The 23697-nt window shown below is 33.4% G+C and carries 27 protein-coding genes and 1 pseudogene; 24 read left to right on the top strand and 4 right to left on the bottom strand.

What is annotated here, in order from left to right; genetic code table 11:
* The first annotated feature begins 21 nt into the window (after positions 1–21).
* Entirely contained in the window at positions 22–1797 is a 1776-nt protein-coding gene (locus FD18_RS03650; RefSeq protein ID WP_057718680.1) for a glycerophosphoryl diester phosphodiesterase membrane domain-containing protein, read from the top strand.
* A gap of 92 nt (positions 1798–1889) precedes the next feature.
* Here FD18_RS03650 and FD18_RS03645 read toward each other — a convergent pair whose 3' ends face one another.
* Positions 1890–2579 carry a hypothetical protein gene (locus FD18_RS03645; protein ID WP_057718679.1) on the bottom strand — a complete coding sequence of 230 codons (690 nt, stop codon included), beginning with the start codon at positions 2577–2579 and terminating at the stop codon, positions 1890–1892.
* A gap of 141 nt (positions 2580–2720) precedes the next feature.
* Here FD18_RS03645 and FD18_RS03640 point away from each other — a divergent pair, with 141 nt between their 5' ends.
* Genes FD18_RS03640 through FD18_RS03630 form a run of 3 tightly spaced genes read left to right on the top strand, consistent with a single transcriptional unit; the run spans position 2721 to position 4281 of the window.
* Positions 2721–2873 carry a hypothetical protein gene (locus FD18_RS03640; protein ID WP_157053601.1) on the top strand — a complete coding sequence of 51 codons (153 nt, stop codon included), beginning with the start codon at positions 2721–2723 and terminating at the stop codon, positions 2871–2873.
* Positions 2874–2877: 4 nt separating this feature from the next.
* Positions 2878–3624 carry a peroxide stress protein YaaA gene (yaaA, locus tag FD18_RS03635; RefSeq protein WP_057718706.1) on the top strand — a complete coding sequence of 249 codons (747 nt, stop codon included), beginning with the start codon at positions 2878–2880 and terminating at the stop codon, positions 3622–3624.
* Between the two features lie 54 nt (positions 3625–3678).
* Positions 3679–4281, top strand: a complete 603-nt coding sequence (locus tag FD18_RS03630; protein WP_057718678.1) for a DUF975 family protein — start codon at positions 3679–3681, stop codon at positions 4279–4281.
* Between the two features lie 38 nt (positions 4282–4319).
* Here the strand turns inward: FD18_RS03630 and FD18_RS03625 are convergent, their stop codons facing one another.
* On the bottom strand, positions 4320–5069 hold the full coding sequence (locus FD18_RS03625) for an alpha/beta hydrolase (protein WP_057718677.1): 750 nt from the start codon (positions 5067–5069) through the stop codon (positions 4320–4322).
* 121 nt (positions 5070–5190) lie between these two features.
* Between FD18_RS03625 and FD18_RS03620 the strand changes: the two genes are divergently transcribed.
* From FD18_RS03620 to FD18_RS03600, 5 genes are all read left to right on the top strand, one after another.
* Positions 5191–5817 carry a histidine phosphatase family protein gene (locus FD18_RS03620; protein WP_057718676.1) on the top strand — a complete coding sequence of 209 codons (627 nt, stop codon included), beginning with the start codon at positions 5191–5193 and terminating at the stop codon, positions 5815–5817.
* Between the two features lie 8 nt (positions 5818–5825).
* Complete coding sequence (locus FD18_RS03615) at positions 5826–6425, top strand: histidine phosphatase family protein (protein WP_057718675.1); 600 nt, start codon at positions 5826–5828, stop codon at positions 6423–6425.
* 131 nt (positions 6426–6556) lie between these two features.
* Positions 6557–7078, top strand: a complete 522-nt coding sequence (locus FD18_RS03610; protein WP_057718674.1) for a TetR/AcrR family transcriptional regulator — start codon at positions 6557–6559, stop codon at positions 7076–7078.
* 6 nt (positions 7079–7084) lie between these two features.
* Positions 7085–8137, top strand: coding sequence for an ABC transporter permease (locus FD18_RS03605; protein ID WP_057718673.1), 1053 nt, complete (start codon positions 7085–7087; stop codon positions 8135–8137).
* Between the two features lie 13 nt (positions 8138–8150).
* Positions 8151–8828, top strand: a complete 678-nt coding sequence (locus FD18_RS03600) for an ABC transporter ATP-binding protein (RefSeq protein WP_057718671.1) — start codon at positions 8151–8153, stop codon at positions 8826–8828.
* Between the two features lie 53 nt (positions 8829–8881).
* Here the strand turns inward: FD18_RS03600 and FD18_RS03595 are convergent.
* A pseudogene (locus tag FD18_RS03595) lies at positions 8882–10294 on the bottom strand (C69 family dipeptidase).
* 79 nt (positions 10295–10373) lie between these two features.
* Here FD18_RS03595 and FD18_RS03590 point away from each other — a divergent pair.
* From FD18_RS03590 to FD18_RS03560, 7 genes are all read left to right on the top strand, one after another.
* A complete protein-coding gene (locus tag FD18_RS03590) occupies positions 10374–10616 on the top strand; it encodes a hypothetical protein (RefSeq protein WP_004898039.1) in 243 nt (80 codons plus the stop codon).
* Between the two features lie 146 nt (positions 10617–10762).
* A complete protein-coding gene (locus FD18_RS03585) occupies positions 10763–11386 on the top strand; it encodes a TetR/AcrR family transcriptional regulator (RefSeq protein ID WP_057718669.1) in 624 nt (207 codons plus the stop codon).
* 139 nt (positions 11387–11525) lie between these two features.
* On the top strand, positions 11526–12062 hold the full coding sequence (locus tag FD18_RS03580) for an NADPH-dependent FMN reductase (RefSeq protein ID WP_057718667.1): 537 nt from the start codon (positions 11526–11528) through the stop codon (positions 12060–12062).
* A gap of 13 nt (positions 12063–12075) precedes the next feature.
* Positions 12076–12630, top strand: coding sequence for an NADH-dependent flavin reductase subunit 2 (gene nfr2 / locus FD18_RS03575; RefSeq protein ID WP_057718665.1), 555 nt, complete (start codon positions 12076–12078; stop codon positions 12628–12630).
* 124 nt (positions 12631–12754) lie between these two features.
* Positions 12755–13795 (top strand): MupG family TIM beta-alpha barrel fold protein, encoded by a 1041-nt coding sequence (locus FD18_RS03570; RefSeq protein ID WP_057718664.1) that lies wholly within the window; start codon positions 12755–12757, stop codon positions 13793–13795.
* 10 nt (positions 13796–13805) lie between these two features.
* Positions 13806–14609, top strand: coding sequence for a tyrosine-protein phosphatase (locus FD18_RS03565; protein ID WP_057718662.1), 804 nt, complete (start codon positions 13806–13808; stop codon positions 14607–14609).
* Positions 14606–15532 (top strand): FAD:protein FMN transferase, encoded by a 927-nt coding sequence (locus FD18_RS03560; protein ID WP_057718660.1) that lies wholly within the window; start codon positions 14606–14608, stop codon positions 15530–15532. The genes FD18_RS03565 and FD18_RS03560 overlap by 4 nt, the downstream gene beginning before the upstream one ends.
* Positions 15533–15572: 40 nt before the next feature.
* On the opposite strand, the gene FD18_RS03555 is transcribed toward FD18_RS03560, so the two are convergent.
* The gene (locus tag FD18_RS03555; protein WP_057718659.1) at positions 15573–16109 is read right to left on the bottom strand and encodes a CvpA family protein; all 537 of its coding nucleotides are present in this window, start codon (positions 16107–16109) and stop codon (positions 15573–15575) included.
* Between the two features lie 199 nt (positions 16110–16308).
* On the opposite strand from FD18_RS03555, the gene rsmG reads away from it, so the two are divergent.
* From rsmG to FD18_RS03515, 8 genes are all read left to right on the top strand, one after another.
* On the top strand, positions 16309–17028 hold the full coding sequence (rsmG, locus tag FD18_RS03550; RefSeq protein WP_057718656.1) for a 16S rRNA (guanine(527)-N(7))-methyltransferase RsmG: 720 nt from the start codon (positions 16309–16311) through the stop codon (positions 17026–17028).
* Positions 17029–17050: 22 nt separating this feature from the next.
* Complete coding sequence (gene noc / locus FD18_RS03545) at positions 17051–17932, top strand: nucleoid occlusion protein (protein WP_057718655.1); 882 nt, start codon at positions 17051–17053, stop codon at positions 17930–17932.
* A 14-nt stretch (positions 17933–17946) separates the two neighbouring features.
* Positions 17947–18720 (top strand): ParA family protein, encoded by a 774-nt coding sequence (locus FD18_RS03540; protein ID WP_057718654.1) that lies wholly within the window; start codon positions 17947–17949, stop codon positions 18718–18720.
* A complete protein-coding gene (locus FD18_RS03535) occupies positions 18704–19585 on the top strand; it encodes a ParB/RepB/Spo0J family partition protein (protein ID WP_057718653.1) in 882 nt (293 codons plus the stop codon). The genes FD18_RS03540 and FD18_RS03535 overlap by 17 nt, the downstream gene beginning before the upstream one ends.
* A gap of 20 nt (positions 19586–19605) precedes the next feature.
* A complete protein-coding gene (locus FD18_RS03530) occupies positions 19606–19854 on the top strand; it encodes a DUF951 domain-containing protein (protein WP_057718652.1) in 249 nt (82 codons plus the stop codon).
* Positions 19855–19876: 22 nt separating this feature from the next.
* The gene (gene ychF, locus FD18_RS03525; protein ID WP_057718651.1) at positions 19877–20977 is read left to right on the top strand and encodes a redox-regulated ATPase YchF; all 1101 of its coding nucleotides are present in this window, start codon (positions 19877–19879) and stop codon (positions 20975–20977) included.
* 11 nt (positions 20978–20988) lie between these two features.
* On the top strand, positions 20989–21822 hold the full coding sequence (locus tag FD18_RS03520; RefSeq protein ID WP_057718649.1) for a DUF1129 domain-containing protein: 834 nt from the start codon (positions 20989–20991) through the stop codon (positions 21820–21822).
* A gap of 135 nt (positions 21823–21957) precedes the next feature.
* Positions 21958–23688, top strand: a complete 1731-nt coding sequence (locus FD18_RS03515) for an ABC transporter ATP-binding protein (protein ID WP_057718648.1) — start codon at positions 21958–21960, stop codon at positions 23686–23688.
* Positions 23689–23697 lie beyond the last annotated feature (9 nt).

Here is a 23697-nt window from a genome sequence, read left to right as displayed (position 1 = left end):
GTAATGATTGGGGATTAATTTGTGAAGAATATTTTAAAAGATATAAATACATATTCTAAAAATTTTAAACAACATTGGTTAGAATATATAGCCTTATTTATTGGCATAGATATTTTTACTCAAGTTTTAGTGATTCCAGTATTTCGATATGTGACAACAGGGATTTTAAAAGCTGGTGCTATTCCATTTATTTCATATCAAAATATTATTATTATCATTACAACTCATACTTTAGTATTTCTATGTTTAATTCTTGAACTAGCTATTTTATTATTAGTAATTTATGGTGGATTTGCATTAATCTTACTAGGAATTAGAGAAATTTCTCAGGAAAAATTTACATTTAGATTTTTGCTAAAGGAATTAATTCAAACTTATAAATCAGTTCGAATTAGTTCTGTGCTTTTATTGGCGTTATACTTTTTATTAATAGTCCCTTTTGCTGATATTGTTTATCGGACACCTTTACTTGCAAAAATTCAAATTCCAGAATTTATCTTGGATTTTTTGATGAGAAATGTTTGGCTGGCAAGTGGATTAATAATCTTTTATATTCTTGCTTTTATCTTTGGTATTCGCTTAATTTTGACTCTTCCGATAATGATCTATCAAAGAAAAAAGACTTTGGTAGCGATGAAAGAAAGTTGGAAATTGACCAGCCATAAGCAGTGGTTGACGATTTTAAGTAGGTTAGTAGTATTAGGGATTAGTGCTGGTCTAATTTTATTTGTTTTTTATCTATTGGTGTACTCCTGCCAATTAGGATTAGATCATCTATCAAAAGCTCTTAGTTTTGGCTTTGCTACTTTTAATCTGATATTAGTTCAAGCAATCAGTGAATTTGTTGCAATTGGGATTAGTGTAATCTCTATTTTGATTGTTATTAAGCCTTTGGATGATTTTATAGTTCAAACACAAGTAACATCTGAAAAAAGAAAATCTATTAAAATAATGGATTTATGTTTGATAACTATTTTTCTTTTAGCTGCTGGAGTTAATAATATCCTTTATTTAAAAGGCACGGAGATGCAACGCCCAATTACTATTTCGCACCGTGGAGTTAGTGACAAAAATGGTGTGCAAAATACTATTCCGGCTTTGAAGAAAACAGCTAAACTTCATCCTGATTATGTCGAAATAGATCTGCATGAAACAAAGGATAAGCAATTCGTGGTTATGCATGATGAAAATTTGAAAAAATTAGCTGGTATCGATAAAGCACCGAAAGACTTAACTTTGAATCAATTGACTAAAATTACGCTTCATGAAGATGGACACCATGCTAAAATCGCTAGTTTTGACCAATATTTAAAGGCCGCTGCCAAGCTAAAGCAAAAATTATTAATTGAAGTTAAGACAACGCCGAATGATTCGCCTAAAATGCTTGAAAGATTTAATAAAAAATATGGCAAGCTAATTCTTAAACGCAATTATCAAGTTCAATCGCTAGATTACTGTGTTATTGAAGGATTACATCAGATTAATCCTAAATTATTTGTCTTATATATTCAGCCCTACAATTTTACTTATCCCCAAAGTCTTGCAGATGGATATTCTATGGAGTATTCAACTTTAAATAATGATTTTGTATGGCAAGCGCAGCTTCAAAACAAACCTGTTTATGCCTGGACTGTAAACGAATCAAATATCATGATGAAGATGATGTATGAGAACGTTAATGGAATTATTACGGATCGATTAGTTGAATTAAATAATACTATTAAAGATTTTGAAGATAAACGCAGTAATGCCAATAAGCTATTGAATTATATTTTGATATTGCCTGAGAAAGAATAATTAGTGCAAAAAAGTATCCTAGCATAAGGGTACTTTTTTGCTATAAAAGTAAAAAGAAGATGTCAAAGCAAATTTGCTTTGACATCTTCTTTTTAATATTCAGTTTTTCCTAAATCATCTTCTGGACGATGAAGTTGAAGACGTAAGCCATAAACAGAAAATTGTTCACTGTCTTCTTTACGTTTAAGTTCAATATGTAGACGATCGCCATCTTGCTTAAATTCTAATTCGTTTCGAGTATCAATCCAAGCAGCTTTTTCTACTTGAGGAACATGTTTTAACTCAATACTTTTTTCAAGTGGAATATGGATGAAAACATAGCGTTGATATTTGGCGATCGCATTGTAAAAGACATGAACATTATCTTCATCTGCTTTAATCTCATGATCTGCACGGCTTTCGTAATAAGCGTGACCAAAACGATCAATCCATGTACGCAAGGTTTTCATAGCTGGATCTGATTCAGGTTTAATAGACCCATCTTGATTTAGTTCCACTTCAAAATAAATATTCATGTTGTCTAGACGTGCTGCAATTAATTTGGCCAATACATCTGGAGAAATTAATTTTTCTGCTGGTCTTTTTTGACAGAACTTAATAGCGTATTTTTGACATGCAGCTTGCAATGCTTCTATTTGAGAATCATCGCCATCTTTAATACTTACTCCTCTAAAGCCAAAATCTCTTGCATGGCGTACAAGAGTGTCGGCATCAAATGTTCCTTTAGGAGCAACTTGATACTGCAAGACAAGACCAATATTTAAATCTTCTTTTTCACACATTTTAGTATTCACTTTCTATTGCATATTCAAGATTGATTATAAGTGGAAAAGAAATTTTAAGCAAAGCAAAATGTTTTCACGTATAATTAAAAATAGATATAGAAGGGTACGGAAATATGCTTATTTTTATGGCTTTTTATTATGTTCTTGTTTGTTAGTGTAGCTGCTAGTGCGCGATACATTACAGCTAATTTACAAGATAAAAAGAAGGGAAAAATAGAATTAATAGTTTCTACAGCTTTAGCAGTTGTTAGTTTGATTGTTTTATTTATCGTGGTTACTAATGTTAAATAAGAGTATGAAAATAATTATTGCACCTGCAAAAAAAATGAAGATAGATCAAGATACTTTTTTAGTAAGATCACGGCCGGTATATTTAGATAAGGTCCAAGAATTATTAGATTTCTTAAAGACGAGAAATTTTGAACAATTAAAAAGCTTGTGGAAGGCTAATGATAATATTGTTCGAACAAATCAAAATAATCTTCTAGTAAGTGATCTTGATAAAAAATTAACGCCGGCTATTTTAGCCTTTTCAGGAATTCAATATCAATATTTAGCAGGTGATGTTTTACCACAAGAAGGATTAGACTATCTTCAAGACCATTTGCGTATTTTATCTGGATTTTATGGTATTTTGAAGCCTTTTGATGGCGTAATTCCCTATCGTTTAGAATTAAAGACGCAAATGACAGGGTTTAAAGACTACAGTCTTTATCATTTTTGGGGAGATTTGCCTTATCAAGAACTTTTCCGTGATACAGAAACGGTCCTTAATCTGGCATCTCTAGAATATTCACGTTTAATTGTTCCATATTTAAAAGATGGGCAAAGGATGATCACAATTAAATTTTTAGAGAATAAAAATAGTAAGTGGCGACAAATTGCGACTCATGCCAAGATGGCCCGTGGAGAAATGGTTCGTTTTGCAGCAAAAGAGCAAATTAATACTCCTGAACAATTAAAAGAGTTTTCTGATTTTGGTTATGTTTTTTCAGCTGAAGATTCTTCTGCAGAAACTTATGTCTTTAAAAAACGGTTGTAATGAATTGCGATAAATGATAAATTCTTCTTATATTTAATTTGGGGAGAAGAAATAATGAAAAGATCAGAACTAAAAGCAAATGCAAAAGAGCAGTTACGTGGTAATTGGCTCTGGGCTGTAGGTTTGTGTTTCGTTGGTGGAATTATAGCTAGTTTAGCAAGTTCATTTAGCATTGGTATTCTAGGTAGCATGGTTCTTTATGGTGTTACCTATACTTTTTTGACTTTAGCGGATGGAGAAAAGACTGAAAATATTTTTACTGCTATGTTTTCAGGATTTACTAGTGGTAAATTTCTGCCAACACTGTTAACATCCTTATTAGTTAATATTTTTATTTCTTTATGGATACTTCTTTTAGTGATCCCAGGGATTGTTAAAGGATATTCGTATTCAATGGCACCTTACATTGTCAAAGATATGGCTGAAGCAGGTAGCGATAGTGTACCAACTGAGGCAATTACGGCTAGTCGTAAATTAATGGACGGTCATAAGGGTGAGTTGTTTTTATTAGATTTAAGTTTCATTGGTTGGGCAATTTTAGCTACTATTCCATTTGGTTTAGGTTGGCTCTGGCTTACGCCTTATTACCAAGCAACTAAGGCAAATTACTACCGCCAATTAGCTGGCGATCAGTTTAAAAAGATTATTGAAGAATAAAAGGGAAATCGTTAGATTTCCCTTTTTGTTTAAATTAATTAAAAAGCATTATTATCTTGCAGAAACTCTGCAGTTAAGTCAGCCGCAATTTTTTGATAGTTATCACTAAAACTATGATCTGATCCATCAATTAAATGTAAAGTACTGTTTTCGTAGACTTGATCATATTTTTTAGAAGCATCTGGTGAGACAATAGTGTCGTTTGTACCATGTACTAAACATACAGGTCTAGTAAAGTGTGCAGATACTTCATAAATAGGCAATTGCTGAGCAACACGTAGATAAAAACCACCTAAAGTTAGATCTTTAAATGGGAGTCGGTCTGGAATGTGATTAGGATTATATGTTACGCCTTGTGTACTACCTTTGAGTGCATCAGTTTTTAAAGTAGCTGCCGGCGCTAAAAGAACTACTTTTTTAATAATATCAGGATAAAGTCCAGCTAACATTGAAGCGATAACTCCGCCTTGTGAATGTCCCACGAGGTAAATGTTTCGTACATGGGGATCAGTTCTAACGTAATTTAAAATTGCATTAGCATCTTCAATTTCATTTAATACAGTCATATTTTCAAATTTACCATCAGAATCTCCATGGCCATTGAAGTCAAAACGAACGCTAGCAATATTTTCATCACGTAAATTATTAGCGATTTCTTTTAGAAATGGGGTGTTACGATTAGCCGTAAAGCCATGGAAAATGATCGCCATGTCATAAATCTCGCCGAACGGTTCTTCGCGAGTACCAACCAGTTTTAGCCCGTCACGCTCAAGTGTAATTGTTGCCATATAAATGCCTACTTTCCGTTTATCTAACTTCATTATAGTCTCACATGTGAGATAATTTAGTAGCTTAATAAATTTTTAGTATAATATTTTCTTGGATAAAATATAAAGGATTGTGAATTATATGGATCTGCTATTAGTAAGACACGGAGTAAGCGAACATAATACTTCAGACATAATTTCTGGAGGCATAAGTAACCCTAATTTGAGTCAAACTGGTGTTAAGCAAGTTGAAGAAGTGAGTAAGTTAATTGACAATAGTAAACTTGATCAAGTATATGCAAGCCCATTAATTAGAGCTAAAAGAACAGCTCAAATTTTAACTGATTTTCAAAAAGACATAATTACTGATGATCGACTTAGAGAAATGGATTTTGGTTCTTGGGAAGGACAACATGCCGAAGAGCTTAAGATAAAATATCCTGATGCCTTCGATGATTTAGGAACTATTAATAGTAAATATGCAGAATATGCTGAAAGCGGTGAAACTTTTAGTCAAGTAGCAGATCGAGTTGAAGAATTTTTATCTGAGATTCAACCCGATGCTAATGACAAGACGATTATGATTGTTTGTCACGGATTTGTGATTAGGAGTTTAATAGCTAGATGGTTTAAACTAAAAATTGAAGATGTAATGACAGTAAGAAATGTTAGTTTTACTGAACTTCATTTTGAAAAAAATGATATTGAGCGCCCAAGATTAATGACATTTAATCGAGCAGAGCCCTTATATTATGGAATTAAGAGGTAAGATACTTTATGAGAGTAGTAATTTTACGTCATGGAACTACTGAATTAAATAAAAAAGGTATGATTCAAGGCTCAAGCGTTGATCCGGATCTAAGTAAAGAAGGTCGTGCTTATGCAGAAAAAGCAGCTAAAAATTTCGATCCTAGTCAATTTGATGCAGTCTATGCTAGTCCGTTAAAAAGAGCACAAGAAACTGCTAGGATTTTTGTAGGGGATAATACTCCAATTAAGACAGATAAACGAATTGAGGAATTAAATTATGGTTCTTGGGATGGAAAATCATCACTTGAATATCGTGCTAAATATCCCGATGCTTTTAATAAAAAAGGTTTAATTAACGATAATATCTATAAATACGCTTCAAGTGTTGAAAAGCGAGAAGATTTTAGAAAAAGAATCGCCTCATTCTTTGACGATTTGTATCAAAAACATGCTGATGATACAATGCTAGTCGTTTGTCACGGTGTGGTAAGCAGAATGATCTGTGCTCATTTTTTAACTAATGGTGATATTAAGTATTTTGATCAAATGCAAAACTGTGGTTTGGCTGAATTAGATATTAATAAAGAATATGGTACTTTGGTTTACTATAATCGGGTTTTAGCGTAATAAATTTAAGGCTTGATTTTGATATCTTATCGAAATTAAGCATTTTTTGTACCTAGATGTTGACACAGTGTCACTTTAGTAATAGACTTAAGATACATCAAAAGTGACACGGTGTCACAAGGAGGGAAGACATGGTTAGTGAAACTTTTATAAATCTTTCAGATGAAAAGAAAGCAAGAATAGAAAAAGCACTTTTGAAGGAATTCAGTACCTATCCTTTGGCTAAAGCTCAAGTAGCAAGAATCGTAAAGGATGCAGGAATTGCTCGAGGTGCATTTTACAAATATTTTGGTGATTTAAGAGATGCATATCTTTATCTTTATCGACTTGCGATGAAAGAGGTCCACATGGGCTCTCCGGCAAGACTAAAAGAATTTGATCCGGAATCTTTCTATCAAATGACTGTTAATTTTATTGATCAGACTAAAAATAGTATTTATTTTGATCTCATTAAACTACATCTTAGTCAGAATCAAGCTTTTCTTGGAGATGATGAAAAGCAGAAGGATGCTTTTCTTAATCTCGACTCTCAAGTCTGGGCTGCCATGGTTTTAACTCATGAAGCAATAGATTTAGCTTTATTTGATAAAGAGAATAAAGAAAAAATTCTAAAAAGATACCATGAAAGTTTGTGTTTATTACAAAGGAAGTAGGCAAAAATGTTTTTAGCTCTAAAAGAAATAAAATACGAGAAGTTTCGGTACGGCTTAATTACATTGATGATTTTTTTAATTGCATATTTAATTTTTATGCTGTCATCATTGTCAGTAGGTCTAGCTTCAGAAAATACCCAAGCAGTTAATAGCTGGCAGACTCAAGCAGTGGTTTTGAATGACAATTCGAATGTAAGTTTAAGTCAGTCTTTGTTAACCAAAGAAGATCTAAAAGATTTTAAAAAGACAAAAAATGATAGCTATGTCGGGATAGTGCCAATTGTAATGAAAGAAAAGAAACATCAAACAATTTCAGCTCAATTTATTGGGTTGAATAAAGATGAGTACATCTATAAAGATTTGGAAGTAGTTTCTGGTCGTAAAGCAAAGCATAATGACGAAATAGCTGTTGATCAAATTCTCTGGAATAGAGGTTACCGCTTAGGTGATAAAGTAACCCTAAATGGTAGCAATCAAAAGTATAAAATCGTTGGTTTCTTAAAAAATGCCAAGATTAATATTGCGCCAATTGCTTATGGTACGATGGCAGCATGGAAGAAACTAAGACCAATGGCTCTGAATGTAGAAGCTTCTGGAATTATTTCTAAGAAAAACTTAGATTTTAAAGCTAAGAATGTTAGATCTTACGATAAGCAGACTTTTGTTAATAAATTACCTGGTTATACAGCCCAAAACTCAACTTTTGAATTAATGATTGGTTTTCTATTCGTAATTTCGTTGATTGTGATTGCCGTATTTTTATACATTTTAACTATTCAAAAAATGCCAAATTATGCTGTTTTACGAGCACAAGGTATCCCAAGCAAGACATTAATTGGTGCTACTCTTAGCCAATCATTAATTTTAGTAATTATAGGTACGGTCTTAGCATATCTTTTGATGTTGCTTACTGTTAGCGTAATGCCAGCCACTGTACCGATTGATTTTGCCCCATGGATCATGATTTCAACGTTTGCAGGGATGATTTTAATGGGAGCAATCGGTGGATTGATTCCAATTCGTTCAATTCTTAAGGTTGATCCTTCAAAGGCTGTGTAAAGGAGGAATTTAAATGTCAGTAATTGAATTAAAAGATGTAAGCAAATCCTATGGTCAAGGAGATGCTAAGGTTAATGCTCTAAAAAATATAAATTTTGAAGCTCAAAAGGGTGAAGTTGTCTTAATTGAAGGACCTTCTGGAGCGGGCAAGAGTACTTTCCTGACAATTGCAGGAGCACTACAAAAGCCTACTTCTGGTGAGGTATTTATTGAAGGAGATAACGTAACTAACTATTCTCCTAAACAAGCTGATGCACTACGTCTAGATAAAATCGGCTTTGTCTTACAGGCTTATAATTTAGTGCCTTATTTAACTGTTAGAGAACAATTCATTTTAGTAGATAAAGTTAAAAAGACTGGTAATTTAAGTAAAGAAGCTCTTGATGGATTGCTAGATGAATTAGGAATTTCTCAACTAGTAAATAAATATCCTAAAGAATTATCCGGTGGTCAACAGCAAAGAGTGGCAATTGCAAGAGCATTATATGCAGATCCGGCCATTATTTTAGCTGATGAACCTACTGCTTCATTAGATAGTGAAAAGGTTGAAGAAGTGGGAAAACTATTTAAGACTTTAGCTAAACAAAAAGAAAAGGCTATTATTTTAGTTACCCATGATTTAAGACTTAATAAGTATTCTGACAAAATATATGAAATGTTAGATGGGCACTTGAGTTTGAAAAAGAAATAAAAAATACGCAGGTACAAATTTGTATCTGCGTATTTTTAGACTTTATGTTTTTATTACAAATTAGGATCAATCTTAAATCTCAATGGAGAATCTGCCGTTTGAGCGGTAATAAGTTTGGCAATTAATTTTTGATAGTTCTTAGTAGCAACATTAGCCAGTTTTTTGTTTGCTTCATTGACTAGATCAATTTTTTTAGTATTCTCTTTTTCTTGAGCTAATTTTTTATCATACTCAACTCGTAGTTTATTCAAAGCTAGATTCGTTGCTTTTTGGGTATTAACTAAATCAGTTGCATATTTACCCCAATTTCGATCAACTAAGACACTAGCCATTTTAAAGACCCAATAAGCGGAATTAGTAGTAAATTCTTCTTTTCCGTATTTAAATATAGTAGGTACTTTAGTTCCTTGGGGATAGAAGGGAATATAAACACTTTGAGCAGCAATTCCCATCGCGAGCCAATGAACCATATCTTCATCTCTGAGTTGTAACAAATGAGATTCTTGAGTGGTAGCAACAGCAATTGGTCGGTAAGCCGGTTGTCCTTCATTTTTAGAATTAGTTAAATCATATTTTGTGCCATTAAAGTGATCGCTTAAAACACGTTGTGCTTCTTGAATTGATATTGGGTGATCAGGTTTTCTAATAAATGGTAAATCAAAGCTTTCTGGATCTTGGCTTATTGATGGGGTTAATAGCTTTTGTCCACTCCAAACACGTGGCGTGTTGTAAGTTAGATCAGAATCATCATGTGTACCAAAAATTAGTCTAAAATTAAATGGTTTATTCTTTGGCCAGAGATTATTTTGATAAACGAACTTTTGAATATCGGGAGAGGTAATGAAATTCTTTTTATCATTAAAATCAATTACTTGAATTGCTAATTGATTAGCTACTACGGCATAAGAATTATCAGGAATACGCTGAGCAACATAATGATGACCAGAACCAATTTCCATGTACCAGGCTTCATCTCTATCTGCAAATAAAATTCCATCTGCTTCAGCTGCGCCATGCTCTTGAACAATTTTACCTAAACGTTCTACACCTTCTCAAGCAGATTTAATATATGGTAAAACGACTGTTACCATTGCTTCTTCTAAGATGCCTTTTTCTTCGTCAAAAGGATCAAATGCCATTACTCGGTCGTTAGCATAGGCACTTTCAGTAGCGCTCATTGCTACATGATATTCATTGATTCCATCTTCTTCAAATACACCATATTTATCTGTCCATTCAGGAGTGGAAGAATAAGAAAAACACTCGTCTGGTAATGTTATTTCAAATTTATTGTCTTTTGATTTAAAAATGTTATGTTTCTTTATTTGATGTTGATTAAAAGCTAGGTGCTTTGGCCAAGCTGTTTTAGCATCTTCATTTCGACCAATAATCACGCTATTATCTACAGTAGCTTTTTTGCCAATTAAAATAGATGTACAAGATGAACGTCCAACAGGAGAAGTCATAGGTTTCACACTTTCTATTGATATAATATAATCTATATTGTATAACGTAAAAAAATTAAAAATAAGCGAGGGTATTAAAATGGCAGAATTACCAGAAGATAAAAAAATCATTCTTACCACTGATTATAAAGATAATACCATTAACATGGAATTTTCTGACAATTTAGTTGATAATCGTGAAAAAGGTTATATTCTTTCAGCAGCATTTTTGGCATTTGCAGCAAATGAAGGCTTAGATAAACAACAAGTTATTGAAATGATTAATTCTCATTATGATCAATTTACTGGGGATGATGATTCAAGTTTATTTAAAAGATTATAGAATTTGATATAAATTCCTCCACTTTTTCACATTTTTGTTATAATATAAACACGGATAAATAACAGATGTTAGGCAATTCTGCTATTTTTAGATGATCTCTATGTGTGGATATTTGTAAAAAATTTTAATTAAATGAGGTAATTAAAGTGGCTAGAAAAAAGGAAATAGATAAGCAAAGAATTCTTGATGCTGCTTATAAATTAGCAGTTCGTGGTGGAATTGAAAGTTTAACTGCAAGAAATATTGCTAAGGCAGTTAACTGCTCAACTCAACCAATTTATCTTGAATTTAAGAACATGCAAGACTTACGTAATCAAGTTTTAGCAAGAATTTCTGATGAATTGAAGTCTAATACTCTTCAACAAAACTTTACAGGTGAACCATTGATTGACCTAGATCTTTCATACTTGTACTTTGCTAAAGAACATGTTGACCTATTTAGAGCAATGTTTGTCGACGGTAAGTTTGGTAACCAAATGATTGTTGATACTTTAATGGGACTTGGAATTGAAAAATTCAAGCAACAATTTGATGCAGAACAATATTCCGATGAAAGATTAAAGCATATTGTGATTTCTAACTGGATTGCTGCTACTGGATTGGCAACTTTACTCATTAACAAGATGGTTAACTTTACGCAAGCACAAATGATTAGTGTATTGAAAGCACAAATTCACGATGCTATGTTAAACGACCGTCTTACTAATGTAGAAGAAAATCCATTGTTTGCAGCAGATGCAGATGCATCTCTTGAAGAACGTTTAGGCTAGTTGGATAAGTATAAATTAGGCACTACTTTTAAGTTAAAGTGGTGTCTTTTTTTGTTAAAATGATATTGTGACTTTTAAAATTATGAAATTAAAACGTATAATTTAAGAGATAGATAATTAATGAAAGGTAACGAAATAAATGAAGCTCTTTGCAATCGTCGGTAGCAACGCAGATCATTCTTATAATCGAGACTTGCTAAATTTTATTAAGAAACATTTTACTGGTAGATATGATATTGAATTAGGAGAAGTTAGAGATCTTCCAATGTTTAAAGAGGGGATTAAAGAACCAAGCAAAGTGGCAAGTTTTGCTAAAAAAGTTGCTGAGGCGGATGCTGTTTTAATCTCTACTCCAGAACAACAACACTCAGTTCCTTCATCTTTAAAGAGTGCGTTAGAATGGCTTTCATCAGCTGAACATCCTTTTAAAGATAAGCCAGTAGTTATTGTAGGAACTTCAGTTTTACCTCAAGGTTCAGCACGTGGACAAAGTCATTTGAAGATGGTTCTTTCTTCACCAGGATTTAGCGCCAAGGTATTTAATGGCGACGAATTTATGATGGGAACTGCTCCAGAACAGTTCGATGAAGATGGTAATTTACCAGATGGAACTGTTAAATTCTTGGATCATTTCTTTGATGAATTTGATAGTTTTTACGCTGAAGTAGGTAAGTAAGAGAGGGTTAAGCATGAAGTTATTAGCAATTGTTGGTACAAATGCAGATTTTTCATATAATCGTTTTTTAGAACAATTTATGGCTAAACGCTATCAAGACCAAGCTGAAATTGAAGTATATGAAATTGCTGATTTGCCGCCTTTTAAAAAGGAAGCTCAACCAGATAGCAAGGTTGAAGAATTCAAGAATAAGATTCGTGAAGCAGATGGTGTGATTTTTGCTACACCTGAATATGATCACGGAATTCCCTCATCTTTAAAGAGTGCAATGGAATGGACAGGTAGCCATGCACAAGGAAATGCAAATGTAATGAAAATGAAACCAGCAATGGTTTTAGGAACATCTTATGGTATTCAAGGTGCGTCTAGAGCGCAAGAAGAAATGCGTGAAATATTACTTTCTCCTGATCAAAGCGCAAATGTTTTACCAGGAAATGAAGTTTTGATTGGTCATGCTGCAGATAAATTTGATAAAAATACTGGAGACTTATTAGATCAAGAAACAATCCATGCAATTGATTTAGCATTTAGTAACTTTGTTAAATTTGTTGAACAAACACAAAAGTAATTTAAAGTATATTTCCGCATATTAAAAGAACTAGATAGAATTTTCTATCTAGCTTTTTTTGTGATTAAAGTTTATCATCTTTTATGAAAGAAAGCATTTTCAAGCTTAGAAAAGAGAAATATAGATGCTCGGTTTTTCAGTTTACTTGGATAAAGATTTAACAGCAGATGACCATAACTATTTATTAGGAATGAGAAATGCTGGCTTTAATGAGGTATTTACTTCATTAACAGGATTAAATGATGAAGCAGATGTAATCTTAAAAAGATTGAATCAGTTAACTGGTTGGTGTAAAGATCTGGAGCTAAAGATAATAGCTGATGTATCGCAAGATGATTTGCATCGACTGGGATATGATTTAGATGATGTGGAGAAGTTGAAGACTCTAAATGTTACAGGCTTAAGAATTAATGATCAAGTCTTAATGAGATTTGTTTCTAAATTATCTAAATCAATGTGGGTTTCATTAAATGCTATTTATTTACAGCCAGAAGATATTACTCATTTGAAGGAAGAAGCAGCGAACTTTGATCATATTCGGGCCTTATTTGATTTTTACTCACAACCTGAAACAGGAATGGCTGATGATTGGTTTGAAGAGAAAAATCGTTGGCTTCGTAAATGTAATTTAGAAACCGCTGCATTTATTGCTGGAGATAGAGTAAAAAGAGGATCATTTTTTGCTGGAAAAACTACTCTTGAATCTCAACGCGGTATATATCCTTTAGCTGCTGCTTTAAATTTAAAGAAATTATCTTGCAGTAATGTTATCGTAGGCGATAGATTAACTAGTGAAACAATAAAGACTTTTGCGCGCTATACTAAGGATTATGCTATTACACTCCATTTAGATAAAAAAGTTCCGTTTTTGGAAGAAAATGAATGGCATAATTATTTATATGTGGCTAGAGATATTGTTCGACTCCATAACGAAGATGAACTTCCAAAATTTGAAGCTCAAGACTTACCACTTGATCGACTAGTTGGAACGGTTACAGTTAATAGTAGTGAAAACTTAAATAGTGGCGAAATTCATATCGCTAAACGAGATTTACCAGCGAGCCAAAAAGTAAGAATACTTGGAAAAGTTGACGATAGTGAATGTAGTTTACTTTCAAATATTGAGCCTGGACAAAAAATTGTTTTTAAAAATTTAGAAAAGTAGGGATTGCAAAATGATTAGGCCAAATATTTTACCATTAGAACATGTGCCTAATGCACGTGACTTAGGTGGTTATGTAGGTTTTGATGGTCGAAAAATAAAAATGCACCGTCTCCTTAGAACTGGTAAATTGTGCCAAATGACTAAGGAAGATGAGACTTTTTTACTTAACTATGGTTTAACTAAGATAATTGACCTACGTTCACCTAAAGAAACCGAAAATGCACCTGATATTGTACCGACAGGTGTTGAACATATTGATAATCCGATTCATGGGAATCAGAATGTGGAAACAGATCAAAAAATTTTTCAATTAAAAAAGACATATACTAAAGATCAATATGCTGGCTTTAAAACAATGTGTTACCAATACCATTCCTCAGTTGGTAAAAAATATTCACAAAATGCCTTTAGAAATTTGCTTAATATTTTTGCTAATACTAAAGATGGAGCAATTATCTTTCATTGCTCTGAAGGAAAAGATCGTACGGGTTTAGCTACTGTTTTGATTTTATATTTACTTGGCGTTGATATGGAAACCATTCGGCAGGATTATTTATTTTCGAATTTAATGCTAGGCAAGTATCAGGCAATGATGAATCAAAAGATAATTGATGAAGGAGGCAGTGTGATTTTGCGAGCTAATGTTAGAAGTTTAGCTAGTGTGGCTAATGAATATTTAGATACTGCTCTTTTATTAATTGATGAAAAATATAATGGTTTAGACAATTATATTAAAAATGTTCTGAAGATTGATGACGATTTAATTCAAAGTTTAAGAGAATTATACTTAGAGCCAAAGAAGGTCTCAAAATGATAGAAAATTATGCTTCAAATCCAATTTCAAAAGTTGGGCGTGGATTAGGAACTGTAATTACATTACAAATTTATGGAGATCATAGTGAAAAGATTTTAGATCAAAGTTTTGACTTGATTGCAGGTTATGAGGATCGATTAACTGTAAATCGGGATCATTCTGAAGTAATGGATATTAATCATGCAGCTGGAGTTCATCCGGTTCAAGTTTCGGCAAGTACATATGATTTAATTAAATTAGCTGTCTATGAAAGTAAACAAAATTTTGGCTTTAATGCTTTGATTGGACCAGTTGTAAAGCTATGGCATATTGGGTTTAAAGGAGCGCATATTCCAACTGATGCTCAAATTAAAAAGAGAATGGCTTTAACTAATCCTGATGACGTTATATTATATGATGATGATCAAACTGTTTTTCTAACTAAAAAGGGAATGGAACTTGATCTAGGAGGAATTGCAAAAGGATATATTGCTGATAGGATTAGAGACTTATGGCATGCTTATGATGTAAGAGCTGGAATTATTAATTTAGGTGGCAATGTTTTATTTGTAAATAGTTCTCCTAAAAGAACAAGTGGTGAATGGATTTTAGGTGTTCAAGATCCAAAAAAGAAACGCGGAGACAATCTTACAACGGCAACTGTTCATGAATGTTCAGCAGTAACCAGTGGAACGTACGAACGCTTTTTAGAGATTAATGGTAAAAAATATCACCATATTATTGATCCAAAGACTGGGTATCCAGTTAAAACGCATGTAGCAGGAGTTACGCTATTTACCCGTGATTCAGTTCAAGCAGAAATTGAATGTAAACGACTATTTTTCGCTGGTCAACCGATTCCAGGATGGAAAAATGATAAGGCTGGTCGTTATGGAGCAATATTTGTATATGCCGATGACTCAATTGAAAGAGTTGGGGTATAAAAATAGGATTCGGAAATTTCCGAATCCTATTTTTGTTGAGTTATCCTACTGTACGACTAATACCAAAAATTGTCTTAAAGATACCATTTGATAGTCCTGGAGTATTATAAATAATTACTCGTAAAATTGGTGAATCCACTGTTTGTTGGATAAACCAAGGATTTTGAAAAGCTTGGCACATCGATAGGGCAACGTAAACTAGAAAGTAAGCAGCAATGAATGACACCAGTGCACCAAGTACGTTGTCTAATAGGTTACTGATGCCCTTTTTAGTCCGATCACGTTTAGGTAGCCAGCCCTTGAATATTTTCAGAATCATCTTTCCAATAAACCAAATTACAAAGAAAGCCAAGAAACGATATCCTATTAGTTCAAGACTAATGTTGCCAGTTGTTGGAACTAGTTTCCCTGAAAATTGTTCGTAGAACCAATTTCCTAAACTATTTTGACCTAGGATGGCAGCAGCAAATACAATTGCACCAAAAATCATATTAATAACACGTTGAGCAAATCCCAGCTGGTAGCCTTTATAAGTTTGGTAGCCAAGATAAAGAATCACAATAAGCGTAACAATCATGAAATTTAACTCCTTTTGCTAATCATTATAGCCTATAGATTTTAATTTAAATACATATTTTTTGGGACTTAGTTGTTTTTTGACGATTCTTAAAAAATACTCCATAATTAAATACGTTAGTTTATGATCATAATAGTATTGTTAACCGACTTTAATTGCGGTAAATTAGGAGTGTGAAACTAGGTTTCACGGGTGAAAAATGAATCCAGAAATTTTTGCAAAAGAACTCGCAAAATATGGCTTTGAACTTAGTGATAATCAAAAAGGCCAATTTGCGACATACTATAATAAATTAATTGAATTTAATAAAAAAGTTAATCTTACCAGAATTACTGATGAAGACGAGGTTTATTTAAAACATTTTTTTGATAGCATTACACCTCTTTTGGAATTTCCCGACCTATTTAAAGGCGAAAAGACCTTGTGTGATGTTGGAGCAGGAGCTGGTTTTCCTTCCTTACCAATTAAAATTTTATGTCCTAACTTGCGGATTACAATTGTTGATTCTTTGGGTAAACGATTGAAATTTTTAGACGAATTAGTAAATGATTTAGACTTAGATGAAGTTACTTTAGTTCATAGTCGCGCAGAAGACGCAGGACAAAATAAAAATTTACGAGAAAAATTTGATTTAGTCACTGGACGAGCAGTAGCAAGAATGAGTGTCTTGAGTGAATACTGCTTGCCATTAACTAAAGTCAATGGAGATCTGGTCGCGTTAAAAGGACCTAAGGCACAAGATGAATTAGCAGAAGCTAAACATGCAATTGAAGTGTTAGGGGGAGAAGTTGAAGACGTTAAGGAATTAACTCTTCCTGATAGTGATGATGAGCGTACATTAATCATAGTCAAAAAAGTAAAGACTACACCAAAGAAATATCCGCGTCAGGCTGGTACGCCGAATAAAAAACCACTTTAAATTTGATTGGGGGATTTGAAATATGGCATTTTCATTATTTGGCAATCGTCAAAAAAAGATTCCTGAAAGTAAGCAGGTTCAAGAGATTGAATTAGATAAAATTATTCCTAATCGCTATCAGCCACGTCATACTTTTAGTGATGAATCAATTGAAGAATTAGCTGCTACTCTAAAAGAACAAGGGCTATTACAACCTATTATTCTTCGCAAGCCCGCTGATGGTCCTGAGGGAGAGTATGAAATCATTGCTGGAGAACGTCGTTTCCGTGCTGCTCAGTCATTAAATTGGGCTAAAATTCCAGCAATTGTTGAAGATATGGATGATGAAAAAGCAGCCTCCTTGGCTTTAGTTGAAAATCTACAACGTGAAAATCTTAATCCAATTGATGAAGCGCAAGCTTATGTTCAATTAATGAAGGTTAATAACTTAACTCAAACCGAATTGGCTGCTCAAATGGGTAAGACTCAATCTTATATTGCTAATAAAATTAGATTGCTCAAGCTTACACCAAAAGTACAAGGCTTTTTAATTGATAAGAAAATCTCACAACGGCATGGACGTGCTCTTTTAGCTTTGAATGGAGAAGATCAAGATACTGCTGTTAGTGAAATTGTTAAGAATGGTTTAACAGTAAAAGAAACCGAAAAGATGGTAAAAGATCTTGATGGTTATTTTGAAGCACAAGAAAAGGCTAAAGAGGAAGAACTTCAAGCAGATAAACCTAAAAAAGAGAAAAAAGCTAAGAAAAAGGTCCAAGTTCGAACAGCTAATGACTTTAAAGTACAAATAAATACCATTAAAAAAGCAATTAAGATGGCAAAAGATTCAGGAATGACTGTGAAATATAAAGAAGATAAAAAGGGAGATTCCTATAAGATTACTATTGAATTGCTTAAAAAGTAAGCAAAGGGGTAAATATGGTTCAAATTATTTCGGTTGCCAATCAAAAAGGCGGCGTTGGTAAAACAACTACAACAATTAATTTAGGTGCCAGTATTGCAAATCATGGTTATAAAGTTTTAATTGTTGATATTGATCCGCAAGGAAATGCGACATCTGGTTTAGGCATTGAAAAATCTTCTGTAGATAAGGATATCTATAATGTTTTAATTGATGAAATTTCTTTGTCTGAAACAATTCATCATACTGAGACTAAGAATCTTGATGCAGTTCCAGCTACGATACAATTAGCTGGTGCTGAGATGGAATTAACTTCAATGATGGCTCGTGAAACTAGATTAAAACAAGGAATTGATGAGGTAAGTCATGAATATGATTTTATTTTAATTGATTGTCCACCTTCTTTAGGACAACTTTCAATTAATGCTTTTACGGCTTCAGATTCAATTTTAATCCCAGTTCAAAGCGAATATTATGCAATGGAAGGCTTAAGTCAGCTGTTGAATACAATTCGCTTAGTTCAAAAGCATTTTAATAAAAACTTAGGCGTTGAAGGAGTTCTTTTAACAATGCTTGATGCAAGAACTAATTTAGGTGCAGAAGTTGTTAAGGAAGTACAATCCTACTTTAATAAAAAAGTTTATAAAACCATTATTCCGAGAATTACTAAATTGGCAGAAGCACCAAGTTATGGTCAACCAATTACAGAATATGCGCCGAAATCTCGGGGCTCACAAGTGTATGATTCCTTAGCAAAAGAGGTGTTGAAAGCTCATGGTAAAAAACTCTAAAGAACCTAAAAAACGTGGTCTTGGACGTGGATTAGAAGCTTTATTTGATGAAAGCCCGCAAGTTCAAGAAACTGAAGAAATTACAGAAATTCCTTTAGATGAAATTAGACCCAATCCTTATCAACCTAGAAAAACGTTTGATAATAAAAGCTTAAAGGAACTCTCTGAATCCATTAAAGAAAATGGCGTCTTTCAGCCAATTATTATTCGTAAATCAGTTAATGGTTACGAGATTATTGCGGGTGAGCGACGTTTTCGTGCTTCCAAATTAGCTAAGAAAAAAACAATTCCAGCTATTATTCGTAAATTTGATGAAGCACAAATGATGGAAGTTGCAGTTTTGGAAAACTTGCAACGTGAAGATCTGACACCTTTAGAAGAAGCTCAAGCTTATGAAATGCTTCAAAAGAATCTGGGCTTAACTCAAGCTGAAGTTTCAAAAAGATTAGGAAAGTCTCGACCATATATTGCTAACTATCTTCGTTTGCTTACCCTGCCACAAAAAACTAAGCGTCTTCTCCAAAGAGGAGAACTATCAATGGGTCAAGCAAGAACTCTGCTGGGATTAAAAGATAAAGATGGTATTGATGACCTAGCTCGAAAAGTAGTTAAGAATGGAATCACTGTCCGTCAATTAGAGTCATTAGTAGCTAAATTAAACGAAAAAGAAAAGAAGCCCAAGAAAAAGTCTATTAAAAAATCTGCTTTCATTCGGGCTAGTGAGTCTCAATTAACTGATAAATTTGGTACTAGTGTAAATATTACCGAAGGCAAAAAAGGAAATGGTCATTTAGCCATTGATTTTGCATCAACGGATGAATTAAATCGAATTTTGGATTTACTAGGAATTAATTTAGATAAATAATTAATAGGAGTTGATTTTTCATGTATCATTTGGGCGATGTAGTACAGATGAAAAAACCACATGCATGTGGTGAAAATAAGTGGGAAATCTTGCGAATGGGTGCAGACATTCGCATTAAGTGCTTAGGGTGTGGTCATTTAATTATGATGCCTCGAGCAGAATTCAATAAAAAATTAAAAAAAGTGCTGCATGCAGCAAATGATCCTGTTAACTTAAAAGAAGAACATTATGTTCCAAAGGAAAATATTGCTGTACCGCACTTTGAATAAAATCAATTAAGAGGAGAATAATATGTCATTAACTGCAGGTATTGTTGGATTACCAAATGTAGGTAAATCTACTTTGTTTAACGCGATTACTAAAGCTGGTGCCGAAATGGCAAACTATCCATTTGCCACAATCGAGCCAAATGTGGGGATGGTTGAAGTTCCAGATAGTCGTCTAGCTCGTATTCAAGAATTAATTCCAGCTAAGAAGATTGTTCATACTACATTTGAATTTACTGATATTGCTGGTTTAGTAAAAGGTGCATCAAAAGGTGAAGGACTTGGAAATAAGTTCCTTGAAAATATCCGCCAAACCGATGCAATTGTTCACGTTGTTCGTGCTTTTGATGATGACAACATTACCTCAGTTACTGGTAAGGTTGATCCGGAAGAAGATATCAACACAATTAATCTGGAATTAGCAATTGCGGACTTAGATGCAGTTAACCGTAGAATTGGAAAAGTTCAAAAGGTTGCTCAACAAGACGATAAGGAAGCTAAAGCTGAATTAGCTGTTTTAAATAAATTAAAGCCAGTTCTTGAAGAAGGTAAGGCGGCTCGTTCAATTGACTTTAATGAAGATGAACAAAAGATCGTTAAGGGACTATTCTTACTTACTTCTAAGCCAGTTATTTATGTTGCTAATATTGCTGAAAGTTCAATGGCTGATCCAGAAAGTGACAAGTACTACCAAATTGTTAAAAAGCATGCTGAAAGTGAAAATGCAGAGGCCTTAGGAATTAGTGCAGCTACTGAAGAAGAAATTGCTTCAATGGATGAAGATGAAAGAAAAGAATTTCTTGAAATGGAAGGCGTTGAAGAGTCTGGACTTGATCGCTTGATTAAGGCTGCTTACCACATTTTAGGCCTTCGTACTTTCTTTACTGCTGGTGGTCCTGAGACTCGTGCATGGACTTTCCATGAAGGCATGAAAGCACCACAAGTTGCAGGTGTTATTCACTCAGACTTTGAACGTGGATTCATTCGAGCAGAAGTTGTTTCATTTGATGATTTAAATGAGCTTGAAACCATGCAAAAAGTTAAAGAAGCTGGAAAGCTTCGTCTTGAAGGAAAAGATTATGTAGTTCAAGATGGGGATATTATTGAATTTAGATTTAATGTTTAGGAGTTTGTTGAATGGATCCAAAAGATCAAAATAAAAGTAAAAATACTGAAGCTGCCAAGAACTCAACAGCAGGTAATGCGCAACAAGAAAAATTAAAAAAGGCACATGAACAAAATGCTCGTGATGAAGAGATTAAAAAGATGTCTCCGAAAGAATTGCGTAATAAGTTGAGTAATAAAAACCAAGATTACATTTTTCGTTTGGAGAAGTTTTTGACAGAAGATCAAAACTATACTATGGATCAAGTAGAGCCAGCAATTGATCAAATTTTGCCAGAAATTATTGTTGCGCAACGTAAAGGAATTCCAGCATCTAACTTATATCAAAAAGCTCCAAGAGAAAAAGCAATCGAAATTGCTAATCCTAAAAAAGAAGCACCTAAGACTAAGTTTTGGATGCATGCCGTAGATAATAGTTTGTTATACTTTGTTATCTTTGCTGGATTTTTTGGTGTAGTACAACTATTTAGCAACAGTTCTAAGCAACAAGATCGTATGCAACAATTGGGTATTTTAACTGTTGCATCAGTTACAATTTTATTTGGTATTTTAATGGCATACTACACTGAGTTAATTACTAGGGATAAAAGTAAACGTCCACCAATGTGGCAAATTATTTTGATAGGTGTATTTTTAGTCGGAATCATAATGGTTTGGATTCAATTTACAACAATGCCATTTATGCGAGTGATTAATCCTGTATTAAACCCATGGGTTTACATTGTATTAGCGGTAATTGCCTTCTTTGTTCGCAGATGGTTCCGTCAAAAATACCATGTTGTTGATCCATTGCAAATTAAGCGTCAAAATGAAATTGCCGCTAGAAGACAAAATCGTCGAAATTAAAAGCGTGACTATTTATTTAAATTAGTCTACAGTATAAATAAAGATAACAAATAATTTATTGGTTAGGGGAGTGAATAGACGGCGCGAGGCGTCTATTTATTTTTATCTTTTTTAAGTAAAGAACGGGGGTTTTATATGGTTAATGAGTTACGTAAGTCAATTAGACAATACAAAAAATTGTCGTTGACTTCCCCAGTCCTGGTTGCAGGTGAAGCTTTAATTGAAATGCTGATCCCGTACTTGGTTGGTATTCTAATTGATAGGGGAATTATGAAAGGGAATATGGGCTATATCAATAAATGGGGCCTAATTCTTTTTGTATTAACTTTAATTTCTTTAGCATTAGGTGCAAGTGCTAGTTATGTTTCTGCACATGCAGCGGCGGGATTTGCAGCTAATTTAAGAAAAGATATGTTTTATCATATTCAAGATTTTTCTTTTAGTAATATCGATAAGTTTTCTAGTGCTAGTTTGGTAACACGTCTAACAACAGACGTAACTAATGTTCAAAACGCATATCAAATGCTTATTAGAATTGCTGTTCGTGCGCCATTAATGCTAGTTTTTTCAATTATTATGTCAATCATTATCAGTCCTAGATTATCTTTAATCTTTGTGGTAATTGCCCCAATTTTTGTCTTGATTTTAGCATTAATTATTAAAAGTGCATATCCTTACTTCCCACGTATTTTTAGAGGATATGATGCAATGAACCAAGATGTTCGTGAAAATATTCGCGGAATTAGAGAAGTAAAGACTTATGTTCAAGAAGAAGCCCAAATTGAAAAGTTTGAAAAGTCATCTGGTTTTATTTATAAACTTTTCTCAACTGCGCAAAAGATTATGTCACTTAATGCGTTAGTTGTAATGGCAGTTCTTAATATTTCAACTTTAGCAATCTGTTGGTTTGGTGCCAAAGAAATCGTTGGTGGAAGTTTACAAACTGGACAATTAGTTTCTATGTTTTCGTATTCAAACTCTGTTTTGTTTAGTTTAAATATTTTAGCTATGATCACTACACAATTAGTTATTTCTGAAGCTAGTGGTAAACGTATTGCAGCTGTCTTAACCGAAAAGCCAGCAATCGAAAATCCACGTAAACCTCTTAAAGACGTAACTAATGGAGATATTATTTTTGATCATGTTAACTTCAAATACTCACCAGATGAAAAGCACTATGCTTTAGAGGATATTAACTTACATATTACCCCTGGGGAAACAATCGGTATTATCGGTGAGACTGGATCATCTAAATCAACTTTAGTTTCAATGATTCCTCGTCTTTACGATGTAACGTCTGGTGCAGTTAGAGTAGCTGGCCATAATGTTAAATCATACGAATTGAAGGCCCTTCGTGATAAAGTTGCAATGGTTTTACAAAAGAATGTTTTGTTTAGTGGAACTGTTGAAGAAAACCTAAAATGGGGAAACGAAAATGCAACACATGAAGAAGTTGTAGTTGCAGCTAAGGTTGCTCATGCAGATGGCTTTATTCGTGAAATGCCAGATGGCTACAATACAATGATTGAACAAGGCGGGAATAATGTTTCGGGTGGACAAAAACAACGTCTGACTATTGCTCGTGCACTTTTGAAGAATCCAGAAATTTTAATTCTAGATGATTCAACCTCTGCTGTGGATACGACAACTGAGCGTGAAATTCGTGAATCTTTGGCAAAAGACATGCCTCATACTACTAAGATTATTATTTCTCAAAGAGTAGTTTCCATTAAAGATGCCGATCGAATTATTGTTATGGAACACGGTAAGATTCAAGCAATTGGAACACACGAAGAATTAATGAAAACCAATGAACTTTATCGTTCAATTGCTAAGTTCCAAGAAGAAAATAATGCGGGGGAGTAGGTGAGAGTA

Source organism: Lactobacillus taiwanensis DSM 21401 (assembly GCF_001436695.1).
GTDB lineage: Bacteria > Bacillota > Bacilli > Lactobacillales > Lactobacillaceae > Lactobacillus > Lactobacillus taiwanensis.
The sequence above is the reverse complement of the archived record's forward strand: the minus strand, read 5'-3'. Positions and strand labels throughout refer to the sequence as shown.